17 protein-coding genes and 1 tRNA gene are annotated in these 17,550 nt (G+C 36.2%); 17 read left to right on the top strand and 1 reads right to left on the bottom strand.

Going from position 1 to position 17,550, the window contains the following annotated elements:
* The gene (locus tag F0460_RS11845) at positions 1-672 is read right to left on the bottom strand and encodes a CBS domain-containing protein (protein ID WP_150013496.1); all 672 of its coding nucleotides are present in this window, start codon (positions 670-672) and stop codon (positions 1-3) included.
* Between the two features lie 71 nt (positions 673-743).
* On the opposite strand from F0460_RS11845, the gene F0460_RS11840 reads away from it, so the two are divergent.
* From F0460_RS11840 to F0460_RS11760, 17 genes are all read left to right on the top strand, one after another.
* Positions 744-1,457 (top strand): pyridoxine 5'-phosphate synthase, encoded by a 714-nt coding sequence (locus F0460_RS11840; RefSeq protein ID WP_150013494.1) that lies wholly within the window; start codon positions 744-746, stop codon positions 1,455-1,457.
* The gene (locus F0460_RS11835; protein ID WP_150013492.1) at positions 1,457-2,227 is read left to right on the top strand and encodes an alpha/beta fold hydrolase; all 771 of its coding nucleotides are present in this window, start codon (positions 1,457-1,459) and stop codon (positions 2,225-2,227) included. The genes F0460_RS11840 and F0460_RS11835 overlap by 1 nt, the downstream gene beginning before the upstream one ends.
* Before the next feature lie 131 nt (positions 2,228-2,358).
* Positions 2,359-3,609, top strand: coding sequence for an OmpP1/FadL family transporter (locus tag F0460_RS11830; protein ID WP_150013490.1), 1,251 nt, complete (start codon positions 2,359-2,361; stop codon positions 3,607-3,609).
* Positions 3,610-3,618: 9 nt separating this feature from the next.
* A complete protein-coding gene (locus F0460_RS11825; protein ID WP_150013488.1) occupies positions 3,619-5,205 on the top strand; it encodes an SGNH/GDSL hydrolase family protein in 1,587 nt (528 codons plus the stop codon).
* Between the two features lie 11 nt (positions 5,206-5,216).
* Positions 5,217-5,558 (top strand): phage holin family protein, encoded by a 342-nt coding sequence (locus F0460_RS11820; protein ID WP_150013486.1) that lies wholly within the window; start codon positions 5,217-5,219, stop codon positions 5,556-5,558.
* A 98-nt stretch (positions 5,559-5,656) separates the two neighbouring features.
* Complete coding sequence (gene tig, locus F0460_RS11815) at positions 5,657-6,979, top strand: trigger factor (protein ID WP_150013484.1); 1,323 nt, start codon at positions 5,657-5,659, stop codon at positions 6,977-6,979.
* Between the two features lie 84 nt (positions 6,980-7,063).
* A complete protein-coding gene (gene clpP, locus F0460_RS11810; RefSeq protein WP_150013482.1) occupies positions 7,064-7,741 on the top strand; it encodes an ATP-dependent Clp endopeptidase proteolytic subunit ClpP in 678 nt (225 codons plus the stop codon).
* Positions 7,742-7,746: 5 nt separating this feature from the next.
* The gene (gene clpX / locus F0460_RS11805) at positions 7,747-8,976 is read left to right on the top strand and encodes an ATP-dependent Clp protease ATP-binding subunit ClpX (protein WP_150013480.1); all 1,230 of its coding nucleotides are present in this window, start codon (positions 7,747-7,749) and stop codon (positions 8,974-8,976) included.
* 535 nt (positions 8,977-9,511) lie between these two features.
* Entirely contained in the window at positions 9,512-10,225 is a 714-nt protein-coding gene (locus F0460_RS11800; protein ID WP_150013478.1) for a GIN domain-containing protein, read from the top strand.
* 68 nt (positions 10,226-10,293) lie between these two features.
* Positions 10,294-10,668 carry a hypothetical protein gene (locus F0460_RS11795; RefSeq protein WP_150013476.1) on the top strand — a complete coding sequence of 125 codons (375 nt, stop codon included), beginning with the start codon at positions 10,294-10,296 and terminating at the stop codon, positions 10,666-10,668.
* Positions 10,669-10,673: 5 nt separating this feature from the next.
* Positions 10,674-11,393, top strand: coding sequence for a GIN domain-containing protein (locus F0460_RS11790; RefSeq protein ID WP_150013474.1), 720 nt, complete (start codon positions 10,674-10,676; stop codon positions 11,391-11,393).
* A 123-nt stretch (positions 11,394-11,516) separates the two neighbouring features.
* Positions 11,517-11,590: transfer RNA gene (locus tag F0460_RS11785), tRNA-Met, on the top strand.
* 372 nt (positions 11,591-11,962) lie between these two features.
* Positions 11,963-12,571 carry a hypothetical protein gene (locus tag F0460_RS11780; RefSeq protein ID WP_150013472.1) on the top strand — a complete coding sequence of 203 codons (609 nt, stop codon included), beginning with the start codon at positions 11,963-11,965 and terminating at the stop codon, positions 12,569-12,571.
* A gap of 13 nt (positions 12,572-12,584) precedes the next feature.
* Positions 12,585-14,708 (top strand): cation:proton antiporter, encoded by a 2,124-nt coding sequence (locus F0460_RS11775; protein ID WP_150013470.1) that lies wholly within the window; start codon positions 12,585-12,587, stop codon positions 14,706-14,708.
* A 456-nt stretch (positions 14,709-15,164) separates the two neighbouring features.
* Positions 15,165-16,187: an META domain-containing protein gene (locus F0460_RS11770; protein ID WP_150013468.1), complete on the top strand. Its 1,023-nt coding sequence runs from the start codon at positions 15,165-15,167 to the stop codon at positions 16,185-16,187.
* Positions 16,188-16,303: 116 nt separating this feature from the next.
* Positions 16,304-16,639 (top strand): hypothetical protein, encoded by a 336-nt coding sequence (locus F0460_RS11765; protein WP_150013466.1) that lies wholly within the window; start codon positions 16,304-16,306, stop codon positions 16,637-16,639.
* A gap of 69 nt (positions 16,640-16,708) precedes the next feature.
* Entirely contained in the window at positions 16,709-17,548 is an 840-nt protein-coding gene (locus F0460_RS11760) for a DUF3347 domain-containing protein (protein WP_150013464.1), read from the top strand.
* Positions 17,549-17,550 lie beyond the last annotated feature (2 nt).

The following is a 17,550-nucleotide window of genomic DNA, read 5'->3' as shown; positions in this document are numbered from 1 at the left end:
TTAAATGTTTAAAAATTTATCTAAATAAGCCGAACGGTCTTTTAATTCGTTTAAATAGGAATCCTGATTGTGTTCTGATATGATCTCATATCCAAAACGACGAAATGTCTGAATTATTTCATTAATGTTTCCTGCCGATGCTTTTATGGTGATTTGTGCCGTCTGGTCTTTCATTTCAGATACAAAAACACCCAGTAATTTGCAGTTATTGGTTTCAACAATCTGTGCAATTTCGCTGATGCTGTAATCAAGATAATGTTTTTGTACAACCACCGCCAAACCGGCATCTTTCATAAACGGAGTACTGTTTAAAAAAGGCAGAATATCTTCTTGAAAGTAGTATCCTATATATTTGTTGTTATCGGTTAAAACCGTCAATATATTACAGTCAAACTGTGCGAATTTCTCTAAAACTTCAAACCAGCTGGCATCTTTCCTAACAAAAAAAGGTTGCAGCGCATAACGGTAATCGCCAACGGTTTTACTTTCAGACGGTTGAATGTCTAATGCGGCAATAGATCCTACATAAACATCTTGTTCCAACACCGGAAAATGACTGTATTGGTTGGCTTCTATAAATTCAACAATGTCATTGAATTTAGTATCAAAAGTAAAAGGCTTTGGTTTGTGTTTAATCAGGTTTTGTATCGATTTCATAACGGTAAAATTCATTGCAAAATAATTAAAATAATCGGTTTTGTACCCAATTTACTTTGTATTTTTGTTGATAAATTAAATATAGAATGACAAAATTATCTGTAAATATCAATAAAATTGCCACATTGCGTAATGCGCGCGGTGGTAATGTTCCCGATTTGTTAAAGGTTGCTTCCGATGTTCAGCGTTTTGGTGCGCAGGGTGTTACGGTGCATCCGCGACCAGATGAACGACATGTGCGTTATCAGGATGCGCGTGATTTGGTGTCTGTGGTGTATACCGAATATAATATTGAAGGAAACCCGATGGATAATTTTATGAACCTTGTTTTAGAATGCAAACCTACGCAGGTTACCTTGGTGCCCGATGCTGTTGATGCCATTACATCGAACGCTGGTTGGGATACCGTAAAGCATCAGGCATATTTAAAAGAAGTAATTGCCGAATTTAAACGCAACGGAATAAGAACTTCTATTTTTGTTGATCCGGTTTTAAGTATGATCGAAGGGGCAAAGGAAACCGGAACCGACCGTATTGAATTATATACCGAAGCTTTTGCACACCAATATGGTTTAGGAAATTTAAAGGCAATTGAACCTTACACTAAAGCTGCTGAATTAGCGAATGAATTAAGTTTAGGAATCAACGCCGGACACGATTTAAGTTTAGATAATATCGAATTTTTTAAACAGAATATTCCCGGTTTGTTAGAAGTTTCTATTGGTCACGCATTAATTTCTGAAGCTATTTATTTGGGATTGGAAAATGTGGTGTGTTTGTATAATCAAAAATTACGATAATGAACAATTTATTATATGCCAAAATAGAAGGCTCGGGAAAACCATTACTTGTATTACATGGTTTTTTGGGAATGAGCGATAACTGGAAAACTTTGGGAGCAAAATATGCCGAAAGCGGTTTTGCTGCGCATTTGTTGGATTTACGTAATCACGGGCGCAGTTTTCATTCCGATACATTCAACTATCAGGCAATGGCAGATGATATTGTGGCATATTGTAAAGCAAATAATCTGGATAAGGTAGATGTTATTGGACATTCAATGGGTGGAAAGGTAGCTATGTTTTTAGCGGTAAAATATCCCGAATTAGTTGATAAATTAATCGTTGCCGATATTTCTCCTAAATATTACACACCGCACCATCAGGACGTGATGGCTGCTTTAAATGCTGTTGATTTTTCTACAAATCCATCCCGTAACGATGTTCAGGAAACCATTGAAAAACATGTGACCGAACCTGGCGTTGTGCAGTTTTTAATGAAAAATGTGTACCGAATAACTCCGCAACAATTAGGCTTCCGTTTTAATTTAGATGCGTTCAATAACGATGAAGAAGCAATTGGCGAAGCGTTGAAAGAATCTGATGTTTTTAACGGATCGGTTTTGCTTTTACGTGGAAGTAATTCAAACTATATTACAGAAGAAGATACGGAATTAATACGCAAACATTTTCCAAAGGCGGTTATTCAAACGGTTTCAAATGCGGGACATTGGTTGCATGCAGACAATCCAACCGAATTCTTTGACAAATCAATCGATTTTTTAAAATAATATGCATGCATAATAATTAATTCTGTTTGTATTTAACAAATAATTAATAATTCTGTAATTTTCTTCAACAGTTTTTAAACTTTTGTAAAATGTCCTATATTTGGAATACTAACATAAATAAAAGTTTAGTTATGAAGAAAATTTTATCTATTTCTTTATTATCGCTCTTGGCTACCAACACATTTGCCGGCGGCTACCGCATTAGTATGCAGGGGCAGCGTCAGTTGGCAATGGGTCATACAGGTGTTGCGGTTATTGGTCAAAACGCCGAAAGTATGTTCTTTAATCCTGCGAGTGGTACTTTTTTAAAAAACAAATGGAGTTTTTCTGCAGGTGCCACAGCGTTGGTATCTAACGTAAAGTTTCAAAATTCTATCTATAACTGGTCTAATTCCACAACGAATACGGGAACTCCGTTTTATTTCTACGGAAATTATCAGGCTACCGATCGTTTTTCTGTCGGTTTGGCTGTTTACACTCCGTATGGAAGTTCGGTTGAGTGGGATCGTGACTGGCCGGGATCGCACTTGGTAAACAACATCGATTTACAGGCAATATTCGTTCAACCTACCGTATCTTACAAAATTACCGATAACATCAGTGTGGGTGCGGGATTGATTTATGTAAGTGGTGGTGTAACCTTCAACAGAAATCTTTCAAGAAGTATGGTAGATGAAAACGGAAATCGTTCTGATGTTACCATTGATGCTGCGGGTGTTAGCGCTTGGGGATACAACCTTGGGGTAACTGCTCGCTTGGATGATTATGTTACTTTTGGTGTGAACTACCGTTCGCAGATCGATATGAAGGTTGAAGGCGGCGATGCGAAGTTCCATGACATGCCGAGCTTTTTGGGTGGAACATATACTGACGGAAAGTTTGATGCTACCATGCCGTTACCTGCCGAGTTGACAATTGGTTTCTCTTACCAGATCAATAAAAAATGGTTGGCTGCTGTAGATTATAACCACACGTTCTGGAAAGCGTATGATAATTTAGTGATTGATTTTGATAATCCTGCAATCGCAACATCGGTAAATCCTCGTAACTATAAAAGCAGCGGAACAATGCGCGGAGGTCTGCAATTTGCACCTTCTGAAAAATTCTCTGCACGTGTAGGTGGTTATTATGATATATCGCCGGTACAGGATGGATATTTCGCACCAGAAACACCTCGTAACGATGCTTTGGCAGGAACAGTAGGTTTCACTTATCAGGTTACGCCTAAATTTGGAATCGATTTTGCTGCAAGCGCATTACACTTTAAAGAAACCAAAAACTCGTACGATCATTATATAGAAGATGGTACACATGTTTCTTTTGGTGGTGATTACCGCTCATCGGCATATTCTTTAGGTTTAGGTTTATCATACAACTTTTAATCGATCATTATGAAAAAATATCAATCTATACTTTTAGCAGCATGTGCAATTGGTTTTGCTGCTTGTGAACCAGATTTTGAAAACGAGGTTACAAACGAAACATACTCTAAAGGCGATGCTGATTTTACAACCTACGTTGCATTGGGAAATTCATTGACTTCAGGCTATATGGACGGAACCATTTATCGTTCGGGTCAGCAGTATTCGTTCCCTAATTTACTGGCAAAACAGTTTGCTGTAGTTGGTGGCGGTGCGTTTTCTCAACCATCATTCAGTGACGATACCAATGATTTGGGAGGATTATTGTTAATGGGTCAACAGGCAGCTGCTACCCGTTTAATCATAAACATGTCAACAGGTGGTCCACAAAATTTAAAAGGTACGCCGACCATAGAAATTAGTAAATTACAAGCCAAGGCTTATAATAACATGGGAGTTCCTGGTGCAAAATCGTTCCACTTATTGGCTGCAGGCTATGGAAATTTAGCTAATGTAGCTACAGGAAAAGCAAATCCGTACTTCGTACGCCATGCTACCAGTCCTAATACAACGGTTTTAAGCGATGCTATGAGTATGAACCCTACGTTTTTTACAAACTGGATTGGTTCTAACGACGTGTTGGCTTATGCTTTATCAGGTGGTGTGGGTGTAAATCAAGAAGGTAATATGGATCCTTCTACTTACGGAAGTAATGATATTACCGATCCGCAGGTTTTTGCATCGGTTTACACAACAATAACCAATACATTAACAAGCAAAGGGGCAAAAGGTGTGGTTGCAACGATTCCTTATGTAACGTCTATTCCACATTTTACAACAGTTCCTTACAATCCGTTAACGGTAGAAGCCTTAGGTGGTGCGGCAACGGTTGATCAGTTAAATACACAGTTATTAGGTCCTTTAAAACAAATTCTTACCGCTTTAGGGCAGGGTAACCGTATTAATTCATTTTCTAAAACAGAAGGGAATGCTTTATTGATTAAAGATGAAACATTAACTGACTTATCACAGCAAATTACGGCAGTTGCTTCACAAAATCAGCAATTGGCGCCAATTGCAGGATTATTAGGGCAATTGTACGGACAAGTGCGTCATGCTTCTAAAAACGATTTGTTTGTATTAGGTACAAGTTCGGTAATAGGTACCACATCAACGGCTCCTATTTTTGCAAATGTTCCATCACCTTACAAAGAATTATTCAGCAAAATAGGTGTAACTTTTGCTTTGGAAGATAAATATGTGTTGATTCCTTCAGAACAAAGAGAAATTAAAACAGCTACCGATAAATTTAACGATGCAATCTGGGCGGCTGCACGTTCTAAAAAACTGGCAGTTGCAGATATGAATGCCATTATGGGATACTTAACTGGCGGTATTCGTTTAGGCGACGGACAATGGTACACGGCAGATTACTTTAAAGGTACGGCAAATATGAATAAAGTATTGTTCTCTTTAGACGGTGTGCATCCTAACCCGCGTGGTTACGCATTTGTAGCTAACGAAATAGTTAAAGTAATCAACGAACATTACAAGGCACAGTTGCCAATGTTGGTTCCTGGTAACTACCCTGGAGTAACAATAAAAGCATCAAATTAAAATTATAAGCTATGAGAATTTTAATCAATTTAATTGTAACGGCAGTAATTGTTTATCTGCTTGCGAATTTTTTACCGGGTATAAGTGTCGATGGTTTCGGATCATCAATAATCGTCGTAATTGTACTGGCATTGCTTAACTTTATAGTTAAACCAATATTACAGTTAATATCCATTCCGGTAACCATATTAACATTAGGTTTGTTCCTTTTTGTTATCAACGCTTTAATAATAATGTTGTGCGGTTATATCGTTGGTGGCTTTCATGTAGAAGGTTTCTGGCCGGCACTGTTATTCAGTTTGGTTTTGTCTATTGTTCAATCAATAGTAGGAGGGATAGGTAGCGAAGATTAATTTTACTAATAATTAATATTCAATTATTTAAAAATTTGATTGGCTTGTAAAAATAATGTATTTTTGCAAGCCAATTTTAGTTAGAAACAAAATTTACAATGAATATCACAAGAAATAATGTAGATGCGTTAAACGCAGTTATTACAATTGATTTAGCAAAAGAAGATTTTGCTGCGAACGTTGAAAAAGTTCTTAAAGATTACAGAAAAAACGCGAATATCCCGGGCTTCAGAAAAGGTCAGGTACCTGCTGCATTGGTGAAAAAACAATACGGACAGGCAATTATGTTCGATGAAGTGAACAAAATGTTACAGGAGAGTTTAAGTAATTATTTAAACGAAGAAAAGTTGGATATTTTAGGAAATCCGCTTCCTGTTGCAAAAGATATCGATTGGGATGCTGATACATTAAGTTTTGATTTTGAATTAGGTTTAGCTCCGGAATTCACTGTTGATTTAGATGCTGCTAAAACAGCTGCAAAATATAAAATCGTTGCCGACGAAGCAATGGTAAACGAGCAGGTTGAATACATTCAGAAACAATACGGAAAATTAATTTCTAAAGAAAAAATTGAAGAAGGTGACGATATCCGCGTAAAAGTTTCTAACCAGGAAGAAGGTATCGAAAACGAAACAACTATCAATGTTGCAGATATCCGTACAAAAACAAATCAAAAGAAATTCATCGGTAAAAAAGTAAACGATGAGGTTACTATTTCAACAAAAGGTTTGTTTGAAGACGATCATAAACTAATGGACGTTTTAAAAGTAGAGCACGATAAAATTCATGGATTGGATGTTGAAGTAACGTTTACTATCGAAGAAATTTCAACTAAAGAAAAAGCAGAATTAAACCAGGAATTTTTCGATAAATTGTTTGGTGAAGGTAAAGTAACTTCAGAAGACGAGTTAAAAACACGTATTAAAGAAGATGCCGAAAAACAATTCGCACAACAGGCAGATCAAAAATTCATGAACGATGCTGTTGAAGCATTGGTTGATAATACAAAATTCGATTTACCGAAAGAATTTTTAATTAAATGGTTGCAAACGGCAGGTGAAACAGATTTAACTGTAGAGCAGGCAGAAGAAGAATATACAAAATCTGAAAAAGGTTTGCGTTACCAGTTAATCGAAGGTAGAATTATTACCGATAACGGTTTACAGATTACTTTTGACGAGATTAAAGACTACACTTCAGGCTTAATCAAAGATCAAATGGCACAGTTCGGTCAGTTAGAGCCGTCAGAAGACGATGTGACCAATATCGTATCGCGCGTTTTATCAAACCAAGAAGAAGTAAAACGTATTTCTGAACAATTGATGAACGATAAAATGATGAAATTGTTTACTGAAAAAGTAAGCGGAAGTGAAAAAGAAGTAACTTACAAAGATTTCGTTAAAGAGGTTTACGGAGAATAATTTTCTGCGAAAATTTAAGTATATTTGAGCGTCGAACGGTTTGTTTCGACGCTTGTTTTTTTATAACTTATAGAAAGTAAAAATATGAATTACGGAAAAGAATTTAAAAAATACGCTACAAAGCACCATAAGGTAAATAATATGTACTACGATAAAATCGTGGGCAGCATGACACCAACAGGCAGTATGACGCCTTACATTATCGAAGAACGCCCAATGAACATAGCGTCTATGGACGTTTTCTCGCGTTTAATGATGGATCGCATCATCTTCCTTGGATCAGGTGTAGATGATTATGTGGCAAACATTATTCAGGCACAATTGCTGTTTTTAGAAAGTGTAGATGCTTCTAAAGACATCTCAATCTATATCAATTCTCCGGGCGGAAGTGTTTACGCAGGTTTGGGAATTTACGATACCATGCAGTTCGTTAAGCCCGATGTAGCTACAATCTGTACAGGTATGGCGGCATCAATGGGTGCGGTATTGTTATGTGCAGGTGCCGATGGTAAACGTTCGGCATTACCACATTCTCGTGTAATGATCCACCAGCCGTCGGGCGGGGCACAGGGTGTTGCAACCGATATGGAAATCAACCTGAAAGAGATGTTGAAATTAAAAGAAGAATTATATCAGATCATTGCAAAACACTCTAAAAATCCGTACGATAAAGTGTATAAAGATTCAGAGCGCGACTATTGGATGCGTGCAGACGAGGCGAAGGAATACGGAATGATTGACGAAGTTTTAACAAGAGAATAATTATAATGAAGGAAGGATTTAACTGTTCTTTTTGCGGACGGCCAAAAGCCGAAACAAATATTTTAATTGCCGGTGTAGATGCGCATATTTGCGATCACTGTGTAGAACAGGCACACGGTATTGTAATAGAAGAATTAAAATCGCAAAGCGAATCAGGATTGTCAGATGATGTTTTATTAAGAAAACCTCAAGAAATCAGGGCGTTTTTAGATCAATACGTAATTGGTCAGGATCAAACCAAAAAAGTACTTTCAGTAGCGGTTTACAACCATTACAAACGTTTGTTACAGGTTGATTTAAAAAACGATGTTGAAATAGAAAAAAGTAACATCATTGTAGTTGGGCAAACCGGAACCGGTAAAACGCTGGTTGCAAAAACCATTGCCCGTATGTTAAATGTACCTTTAGCTATTGTTGATGCTACCGTTTTAACTGAAGCTGGTTATGTGGGCGAAGACGTAGAAGGTATTTTAACGAAATTATTGCAGGCTGCAGATTATGATGTGGATAAAGCACAACGCGGTATTATTTTTATCGATGAAATTGATAAAATTGCCCGTAAAAGCGATAACCCGTCAATCACGCGCGATGTAAGTGGCGAAGGGGTACAGCAGGCGTTGTTGAAACTTTTAGAAGGTTCTGTAGTGAATGTTCCGCCAAAAGGTGGAAGAAAACACCCGGATCAGAAGTTTATCGAAGTAAACACGCAGGATATTCTGTTTATTGCAGGTGGAGCTTTTGATGGTATCGAACGAATCATAACAAAACGTTTGAACTTTCACGCCGTAGGTTTCGGATCATCTAAAGAAAACGAAAAAGCAGATAAAAGCAACCTGTTGCAATACATTATACCTAAAGATTTAAAAGATTTTGGATTGATTCCGGAAATCATAGGTCGTTTACCGGTATTAACACACATGGATCCGTTAGATCGCGATACGTTGCGTTCTATCTTAACCGAACCTAAAAATGCGTTGGTAAAACAATATCAGAAGTTGTTTGAAATGGATGGTGTTGCTTTGACGTTTACCGAAGATGCACTTTGGTACATTGTAGACAAAGCTTTGGAATATAAATTAGGTGCACGCGGATTACGTTCGTTATGCGAAGCCGTTTTAACCGATCCTATGTACGATCTTCCGGGTTCTGATACTACCGAATTCGAGATTGACAGAGATTTCGTTAAACACGCTTTAGATAAAAACTTAATGAAGCGCCTGGCTTTAACCGTTTAAATACACAAACCCTTTCGCAAGAAAGGGTTTTGTTATTTTTAAAACTCTCAGTCGGAGCTATGTCGATAATCTATAAATTCATGGTTAATAATTCCCAACCTAAAAATCAATAAAAGAATAAATCAGCCCTCACGAATCCATAGCGGTATGACATTTTAAGCGAGTGTCGAGTAACTGCATGAAGCGTAAGCTGATCGGGGTGCAAAGCACCGTTTCGATCAGATAGTTTCAAAAGTTTAATTCGACCGTTTAAAAGGTCGCCGCAACAAAAAAGACTTTTGGTATTTTTTGTCTTTAAAAAGTACAAAGAAACCGAAGTTTATCTTTTACTGAAAAGGAGATCTTAAGCTGGATATTACTACCACTACAAATCCACGTCAGTTCAAACAGAGTCGAAAACCTAACATACTTTTTTTGGCATCAAACTTGTATCAATCATATTACAAAATATTAAATCTGCGCATCTGTGGCACATTAATAACACACTACAATTATAAAATGTAAATACTTTTTTGTAGTTTTAAAGAAAAAACAAATGAAGAAGTTACTATTACTTACATTTTTAAGCGTTTTCGCCTTATCCTGCAATAAAAAAGTAGAACTGTCTGGCGAAATTGTCAGTCAAACAAAACAGGTGACATCGTACAATGCCGTTTCAAATAATTCTTCTGCAAACATCGAATTGGATTCATCGGTTGCTGCAAACGAAATCTTAATTACCGGCGATAAAACTTTGGTCGATAATCTGGAGATTGATAATAATGACGGTCAGATCAATATCTCAAGTAAAGAATCAATCTATTACAAATCAAAATCTTCACCGCTGATTATTAAAATGAACAATCCTAATTTACAAAAAGTGGTAATTGCAGGTGCGGGTTCGGTTGCAACAAATAACATTACATTGACAAAAGACGTTGAATTTCATATTTCGGGTGCGGGTGAAATCAATGTAAAATTGTTCAATAACATCACAAGTGTTTTTGTAACCGGTGCGGGCGATGTGCGTCTGCGTGGAATCAGCAACGAAATAAAGGCAAGCATGTCGGGAGCGGGGAACTTGAATTCCGAAGGATTGACTAACAAACTGGCGAATATTGAAATTTCCGGAGCAGGTAATGCAAAAGTCAACACGTCAGACGAAATTAACGTGCGAATTTCGGGTGTGGGTAATCTGGATTACAAAAATTACGACCGACTTAAAATCGTTAAAAAAATATCAGGCGTAGGCAGTATCAACCCGTACTAAAAAAAACACGAAAAACAAAGTTTCATTTCACTGTATTTATGAATAGCTTTGTGTGTATTAAAAGAAAAATGGGCACGTTAGTAATAAGTAAAAAAGAAAATAACCAGTATAAATATACCTATAACAATCGTAAGGGAAATGTAATATTTACAAGCAACAGCTACCTTTCTAAAGCGCATTGTTTAAGTGAAATAAACGTAATAAAACGTAATTTTTCAATAATAAAATTTATACATTATAAAACTCCGGCAGGAAAATTGTTCTTTAAGGTTAATGTAAACGATCATATTCTGGGAGTAAGCAGAAAGTTCACTACACCGCTTTTAATGGAAAAGGGAGTGAACGATTTAAAGAATAATTTTGTAAACTCCGAAGTGTTGGATTTTACCGAAGATGTGTTCGGTATCTTCCCGGAAGATGTATTTCTAACCAACAATATTTAAATAGTATGAGAAAATTTTTAGCATTGTTATTTGTTTCAATCATTACCGTAACAAGTTATGCGCAAAATAGAAAGATAAAAGGAAACGGTGTAGTTCAGGAAAAAAACCGTAAAGTTCAAAAATATACCAAGTTGGTCGTAGAGGGCGAGGTAATTGTTGAACTTTTGAACAATCCGTTTAAAAATACAATCAGAACCACCGGTGACGCAAATCTGCACCAGTTAGTTCAGGTAAGCGTTGTAAACGAGGTGTTAACGCTGAAATGCAAACCGGGTTTCGAAGTCACTAGTCAAACCGAACCTTTAAAGGTAACGCTAGCGACTAAAGATCTTACCGAAATTACCATGAATGGCGATAAGGGAACGCTGACAAATATGGGTGCGATCGAAATTCCGAAACTCACACTGACCAATACCGGCAATAATAAAATGGAATTAAGGGTAAAGGTAGAAGATCTGTATTTAAACACCGAAAATGATGCGGCTATTACAGTAGAAGGAAATTCGAACACCGTAAGAATAAACAGCAAAAGTTCTGGCGATATCAACGCAAAAGAATTGTCTACTTTTTTTACCGAAGTAGATTCGTCGGGTTCGGGAAATATCTATACCAACACAGTTAATGGCATCGACGGAAGCCTGAACGGAAGAGGAAATTTATACTACCGTGTAACCAAAACCGTGAACGTAACCGAAAACAGCGAAGGAAAAGTAATTAAAGAATAATTTTTAAATTGTTCACATACAGAAAGGTAGCAGATTCATTAGAAAAAATATGTTTTAATTTTTAATTTTCCTTTGCAGGTATTAAAATTACTGCTATATTTGCATCCGAAATAAAATACCAATGGCGAGGTAGCTCAGTTGGTTAGAGCGCAGGATTCATAACCCTGAGGTCACGGGTTCAACTCCCGTCTTCGCTACAGAAAAAAGAGAAATACGATAGTATTTCTCTTTTTTTATTTTATCTATGCACTATAAATGTTTATGTGCCGTCTACACCTCGATTGATTCCCAAATTTTCACTTTCCTATTTCTCATTTCCCAACAATTTTTAATGTCGATCTTGTCGAGATATTTCCAACATGTAAAACTTAAATATTTGTCACACTCCAAACTTCCGTCAGCTAGAGTCCGACGAGATATCTGCAATAGGTAAAATTCAAATAGCTCTTCTACTAAAATCCCGTTAATACTAAACAAAATTTCTATTATCCCATTCCCTTTTTTTAAACTCAATATTTTTTGTATCTTACAGATTATAACTCCTATTTTAATCGTAAAAAGTAAGTATAATGAAGAGTACATTCCCTTTCCTAACATTTCTTTTAAGTATATTTCTGCTCGTTGGTTGTAACGGTAAAAACAGGGAAGACCAACTGCGACAACGCGAACTTGATCTGCAGTTACGGATTGATTCTTTTGCCAATGTAGAAAAAGAATACCATGAATTATTACAGATGAAAGACAGTATCGTGAAAGCAGATTCGTTAAGATTGGTAAATGATTCTTTGAGTTCTGTGGTGAAATTCTGGCCACAGCACCTTGCCGGAAGATGGAACGGCAGATTGGTTTGTACAGAATCAGACTGCAGTGATTATGTCATTGGTGATCAAAGGGTGGATACCTGGGAATTTAAAAGCGATTCGCTTAATCTGTATGCAGATCTGCTGAATAATAAAAACCAGATTGTTCGTACATACAATGCCACTTTTTCAGGAAATAATATTGTTCTTTCCTTTAAAACCGATCCTTCTGTTAGTAAAAAGGTTGCTATGCAGACCACATTGAACGAAATAATGCCCGATAAAATGAAAGGCATTCATACAATTACCATAGATAACGACTGTACAGCTAAATTTACTGTAGAGTTTACTAGACCTTCTTCTAATAAAAAACAATAAAAATAGACCGTAAATGTTACTTCTTAGTATTCAAAACGTATCGCTACCCATTGCAGATCCTGTGTTAAAGTTTCTGCTGCTGCTTATCATTATACTTTTTGCGCCGTTGCTTTTAAATAAAATTAAAGTGCCACATTTGTTAGGACTTATTATTGCCGGTGCCGCTATTGGCCCCAACGGTTTCAATGTATTGGCGCGGGACAGCAGTATTGTGGTTACCGGAACAACCGGTTTGCTGTACATTATGTTTTTAGCCGGATTGGAAATTGACATGGGCGATTTTAAAAAGAATAAATGGAAAAGTATGGGTTTTGGTATCTATACGTTTATAGTGCCGTTTATCCTCGGGTTTGTCGGGGCATATTATCTGTTGCAGTTTAACCTGCTTACATCTGTACTATTTGCCAGTCTTTTTTCATCGCATACCTTGATTGCCTATCCGTTGGTGAGTAAAATTGGGGTTGCGAAAAATCTAGCTGTAAACATTGCAGTTGGCGGAACCATGATTACCGATATTCTGGCGCTTTTAGTATTGGCTGCCTGTGTGGGAATGGCGCAAGGTGAAGTAGGAACCGAATTCTGGATAAGATTGTCGCTTTCCATTCTAGTGTTCGGATTAATTGTTCTCTTGGTTTTTCCAATCATTGCACGCTGGTTTTTTAAGAACGTAAAAGATAAAATATCACAGTATATTTTTGTTTTGGTAATGATTTACCTTGCGGCGTTGCTTGCAGAAGTAGCGGGGGTTGAAGCCATCATTGGTGCATTCCTTGCAGGTTTGGCGCTTAACAGGCTTATTCCGCATACCTCTTCGTTAATGAATAGGGTAGAATTTGTGGGGAATGCCATATTTATTCCGTTCTTTCTGATAAGTGTAGGTATGCTGATCGATTTCAGTGTGTTTTTCAAAAGTTGGGATACTATTACCGTTGCTTCCATTATGCTGGTTGCTTCCATTGCCGGAAAATACATTGCAGCAGTTTTAACTCGCAAAACCTTCAAGCTGAATAAAGAACAGGGGAAACTTATTTTTGGATTAAGTTCGGCTTCGGCTGCTGCTACACTGGCAGCGGTGATGGTGGGATACAATATTATCATTTCTGAAACCGCAGCAGGCGAACCTGTCCGACTTTTAAATGAACATGTATTGAACGGAAGCATCCTGCTTATTCTTGTTTCTTGTACCATTTCGTCGTTTATATCGCTTGCAAGTGCAGAAAAAATTGCAGAAGCTGATAAAGAAGATACGGTTGCAGGTGAAACAGACGATAAGGAAAATGTACTGCTGGCTGTTAATTATATGGATACTGTTGATTCTATGGTGAATCTGGCGGTGATCATAAAATCTAAAAGTAATAAAGACGGACTCTTTGCGCTGAATGTTATCAACGAAGAAAAAAATGATTCATCGGTAAAAAACGCCGAAAAAATACTGCACGATGCTGTTATAAAAGCTTCAGCAGCCGATGAGGTTTTAACGCCATTAACTCGATACGACAGCGATGTAGTAAACGGAATTAACAACGTAATTAAAGAAAAAAAAGTTACAGATTTGGTTATTGGTTTGGAAAAAGGTAGGGAATTTTCTTCGTCTTTTGTTTACAACCTATACAATGGTTATCTGCAAAGCAAGCAAACAAATGTGTTTGTTTACCATGCTGCGCAACCTATTGCAACCATTAAAAGACAGATTGTAATAATACCGTCAAAATCGCATTTGGAACCGGGATTTTTCCATTGCCTGCTTCGTGTATGGAATATTGCCCGAAATACAGGTGCGAAGGTCGATTTTTATGCAACTGCATCTTCTATCAGAATTCTTAAAAGAGTAATTAAAAAAGTAAATATTGAAGCGGAATTTAACGAAATTAATTCTTGGAAAGAAGTAGAAGCGATATTGTCGGACATTGGCGACAATCAGGGATTGATTATGTTAATGGCAAAAAGAGGCATGGCATCTTATTTTCCGCAAATGAGCCGTATGCCGGCATTACTTAACCGCGATTTTCTTGATAAAAACTATCTGCTGGTATATCCGTACCACGGAACTGAAGTTGATAATACCGAAGAAAGATCGGTAAACAACCATGGCGATTTCGTTGAAATTGGAAATATTGTAGGTAAGTTGTTTAAATAGTAAATTAAAAAAATGTTGTTACAGTAAATAATAAATTACTCCGAATTGTAATTGCTAATTGTTTTGCAAAGTAGATTCGGAGTTTCAATAAAAAAAGTATCACATTATAAACTCCATCATTTCGATCTTAATCTAGAGCCGAAAAATTTTTAAATTAAATACGTGAAAAAAATCAAGCAAAACATTTGTTTATAAAAATGTCACCGTAATAAAAATTACCAAAACGACAAAGCATTTTCTTTAAGAAAAGGTAAGCAAAATGAAAGTCTACCGGTGTTATTTCATTGCAGTTGTCTCGGGTATAGGTGCCTAAAAGGGGCTTGCAGCTTTATCACTACACCGTAGGGAATAATTGCTTAATCCTAGATATTTCTATTTAAGTTGATTTGTTTATATAACGTAATCTCAATACTGGCACGGTATTGGTTATTTGGAACAACAGTAAAAAGAAAAGATATGAAAAGTTTAAAAATGTTAGTGCTGTTTTTTAGTGTTGCTTCAATGGCGCTTGCCCAAGAAACAATTAAAATGCAGGTAAAAGAAAGTAAAGTTCACTGCACAGGCGTTGGTCCTATGGAATGTTTACAGGTTAAAACAGGTAAAGAAAAAGAATGGACATACTTTTATGAAAATATTGAAGGATTTGATTTTGAACCGGGATATCGTTACAAATTAAAGGTGGAAAAAAGCAAACGCGAAGGAAACTTACCTGCTGATGCTTCGGCGTATACCTATAAACTTAAAAAAGTGGTTAGTAAAAAGAAAGTAAAGTCAACAACGGTAAAGAATTCATATATTCTGAACAAAAAAATGGTTCTTTCTAAAATCAACGGAAAAAAGGTTGATAACGCAAGCGTTTATTTTACTTTAAATGATGATAAGATGTCTGGCAAAAGTGGCTGCAATCGTTTTTCGGCTTCGTACAAATTAAATGGAGATAAGCTGGAGGTTACGCCGGGAATGGGAACTTTAATGGCATGTGATGAAGAGAGTATGCGTTTGGAAGCAGAGTTTTTAAAAATGTTAGAAAGTAAGAACTTTGATATTGAAACGGCTGGTTCAGTTGTGAAATTCAAAAAAGCAAATAGCAAAGAAGTGGTAATGGAATTCAATATTCCGACAGAAAACGATATTTGGTCGTTTATCGATGGAAAAAAATGGAAGCTGATCATGTTGGAAAATGTAGGTCAGGATTATGGAAAATCCTTTATTCAATTCGATGCTAAGAACAAAAAAGTAAACGGAAACAGCGGATGCAATAACTTTTTCGGAACGTATTCAACAACAGAAAAGACCATTACCTTTAAAGGTTTAGGTTCTACCCGTATGGCATGTTTAGATCAGGAAACTTCAGAAATTGAAAGCAAAATATTAAAATATTTGTCAGATGCAACAGTGAATTTCGATGTTGCAGATCAAACCTTAAATTTTTATAATAACGACCGGTTGATTATGATGTTCGGTTTGTACACCGAATAAAAATCAAATTAATAAAAGCCTTCTTCGGAAGGCTTTTTAGTTGTCAAAAAGTTAAAGTCGGCAACTAAGTCAAATATGTTCCTAATTTTGTAAACATGATTCGGTTTTTTAAAATAATGATGCTCGTATTATTCAGTTGTTTTTTAACAACGGTTAATGCTTTTGCACATATTCAGCCTTTAGAAAAAACCGTTTCATGTTGCCCATCTCCATCACAAATGAAAAGTTGTTGCGAAAAAAAGACAGCTTCTAAGAACAATGCATGTAAAGAAAATGATTGTTGTTCTAAAATGATTAATAACATTGTTTTATTTTCTGAAATTAAACAAGATTTCAATCTACAATCTTCTGTTCTTAACATCAGGCAACAACCCAATACATTTGTAAATCTTCATGTAAAAAGTCATTTTTTGGCTGTTTGGCAACCGCCTAAAATAAGTTTAAATTTATAATTGCCAGCCCTAATTGCGTCTTTTTAATAAAGGTGTAAAAGGGATTTTATAAAATTTAAATTTCTAAAAATGAAAAAAATATATTTATTGGTAACAATGGGTTTGTTCTCATGTGCTACGGTTTTTGCTCAAATAAAAAATGCCGAAACTAAAACGTTCAAGGTAAAAGCAAAATGCGTTTCTTCAAAAGAAATAATAGAAAGTGCTGGAAATCAAAAACGAATTTCCACAGTTTCATACAATACTGATGAAGGTATTGCAACAATTAAATTTGATAATACTAAAACAACTGCCGAAGCAATTCTAAAAAAGATCGCTTTGTCCGGCTTTGATAACGAACAATATTTCGCTCCTGATAATGTGTACGAAAAACTGGCAGCAGATTGCAAGTACACGCGCGATAAAAAAGCGGCAGATCATTCTGTACATTCAAATAGCACGCATAATCAGTCTAAAATTCAATCGCACACTCAGACGCTTCATGAAGATCATGAAATGCACGCCGATGATAAATCAGATCTGGTATTGAATGCATATTTTAATATGAAAGATGCTTTTGTACAGGCAGATCAGTCCGAAATTTTAAAACAAGCTACGCTGTTTAAAAAGATATTGGATAATACATTAAAAGAAACTCCTTCTTCACAAAATCTAACGTCTTTATCAAATCTTACCCATAAAATCATTCAGGAAAAAGACATTAAAAAACAACGTAAATTTTTCGCCGAACTTACACAGCCCATGTATAAATTAGCAAAAAATGCAAAATTAAAATCTGCCGTTTATTACCAAAATTGCCCAATGTTTGAAGGCGGATCTAATTGGTTGAGTAAAGATTCGGCTATAAAAAATCCGTTTTACGGAAACCAGATGCTTTCGTGCGGAAGTACAGTAGAAACTTTAAAATAGTC

The organism is Paenimyroides baculatum (assembly GCF_008629655.1).
Classification (GTDB): domain Bacteria; phylum Bacteroidota; class Bacteroidia; order Flavobacteriales; family Flavobacteriaceae; genus Flavobacterium; species Flavobacterium baculatum.
The sequence above is the reverse complement of the archived record's forward strand: the minus strand, read 5'-3'. Positions and strand labels throughout refer to the sequence as shown.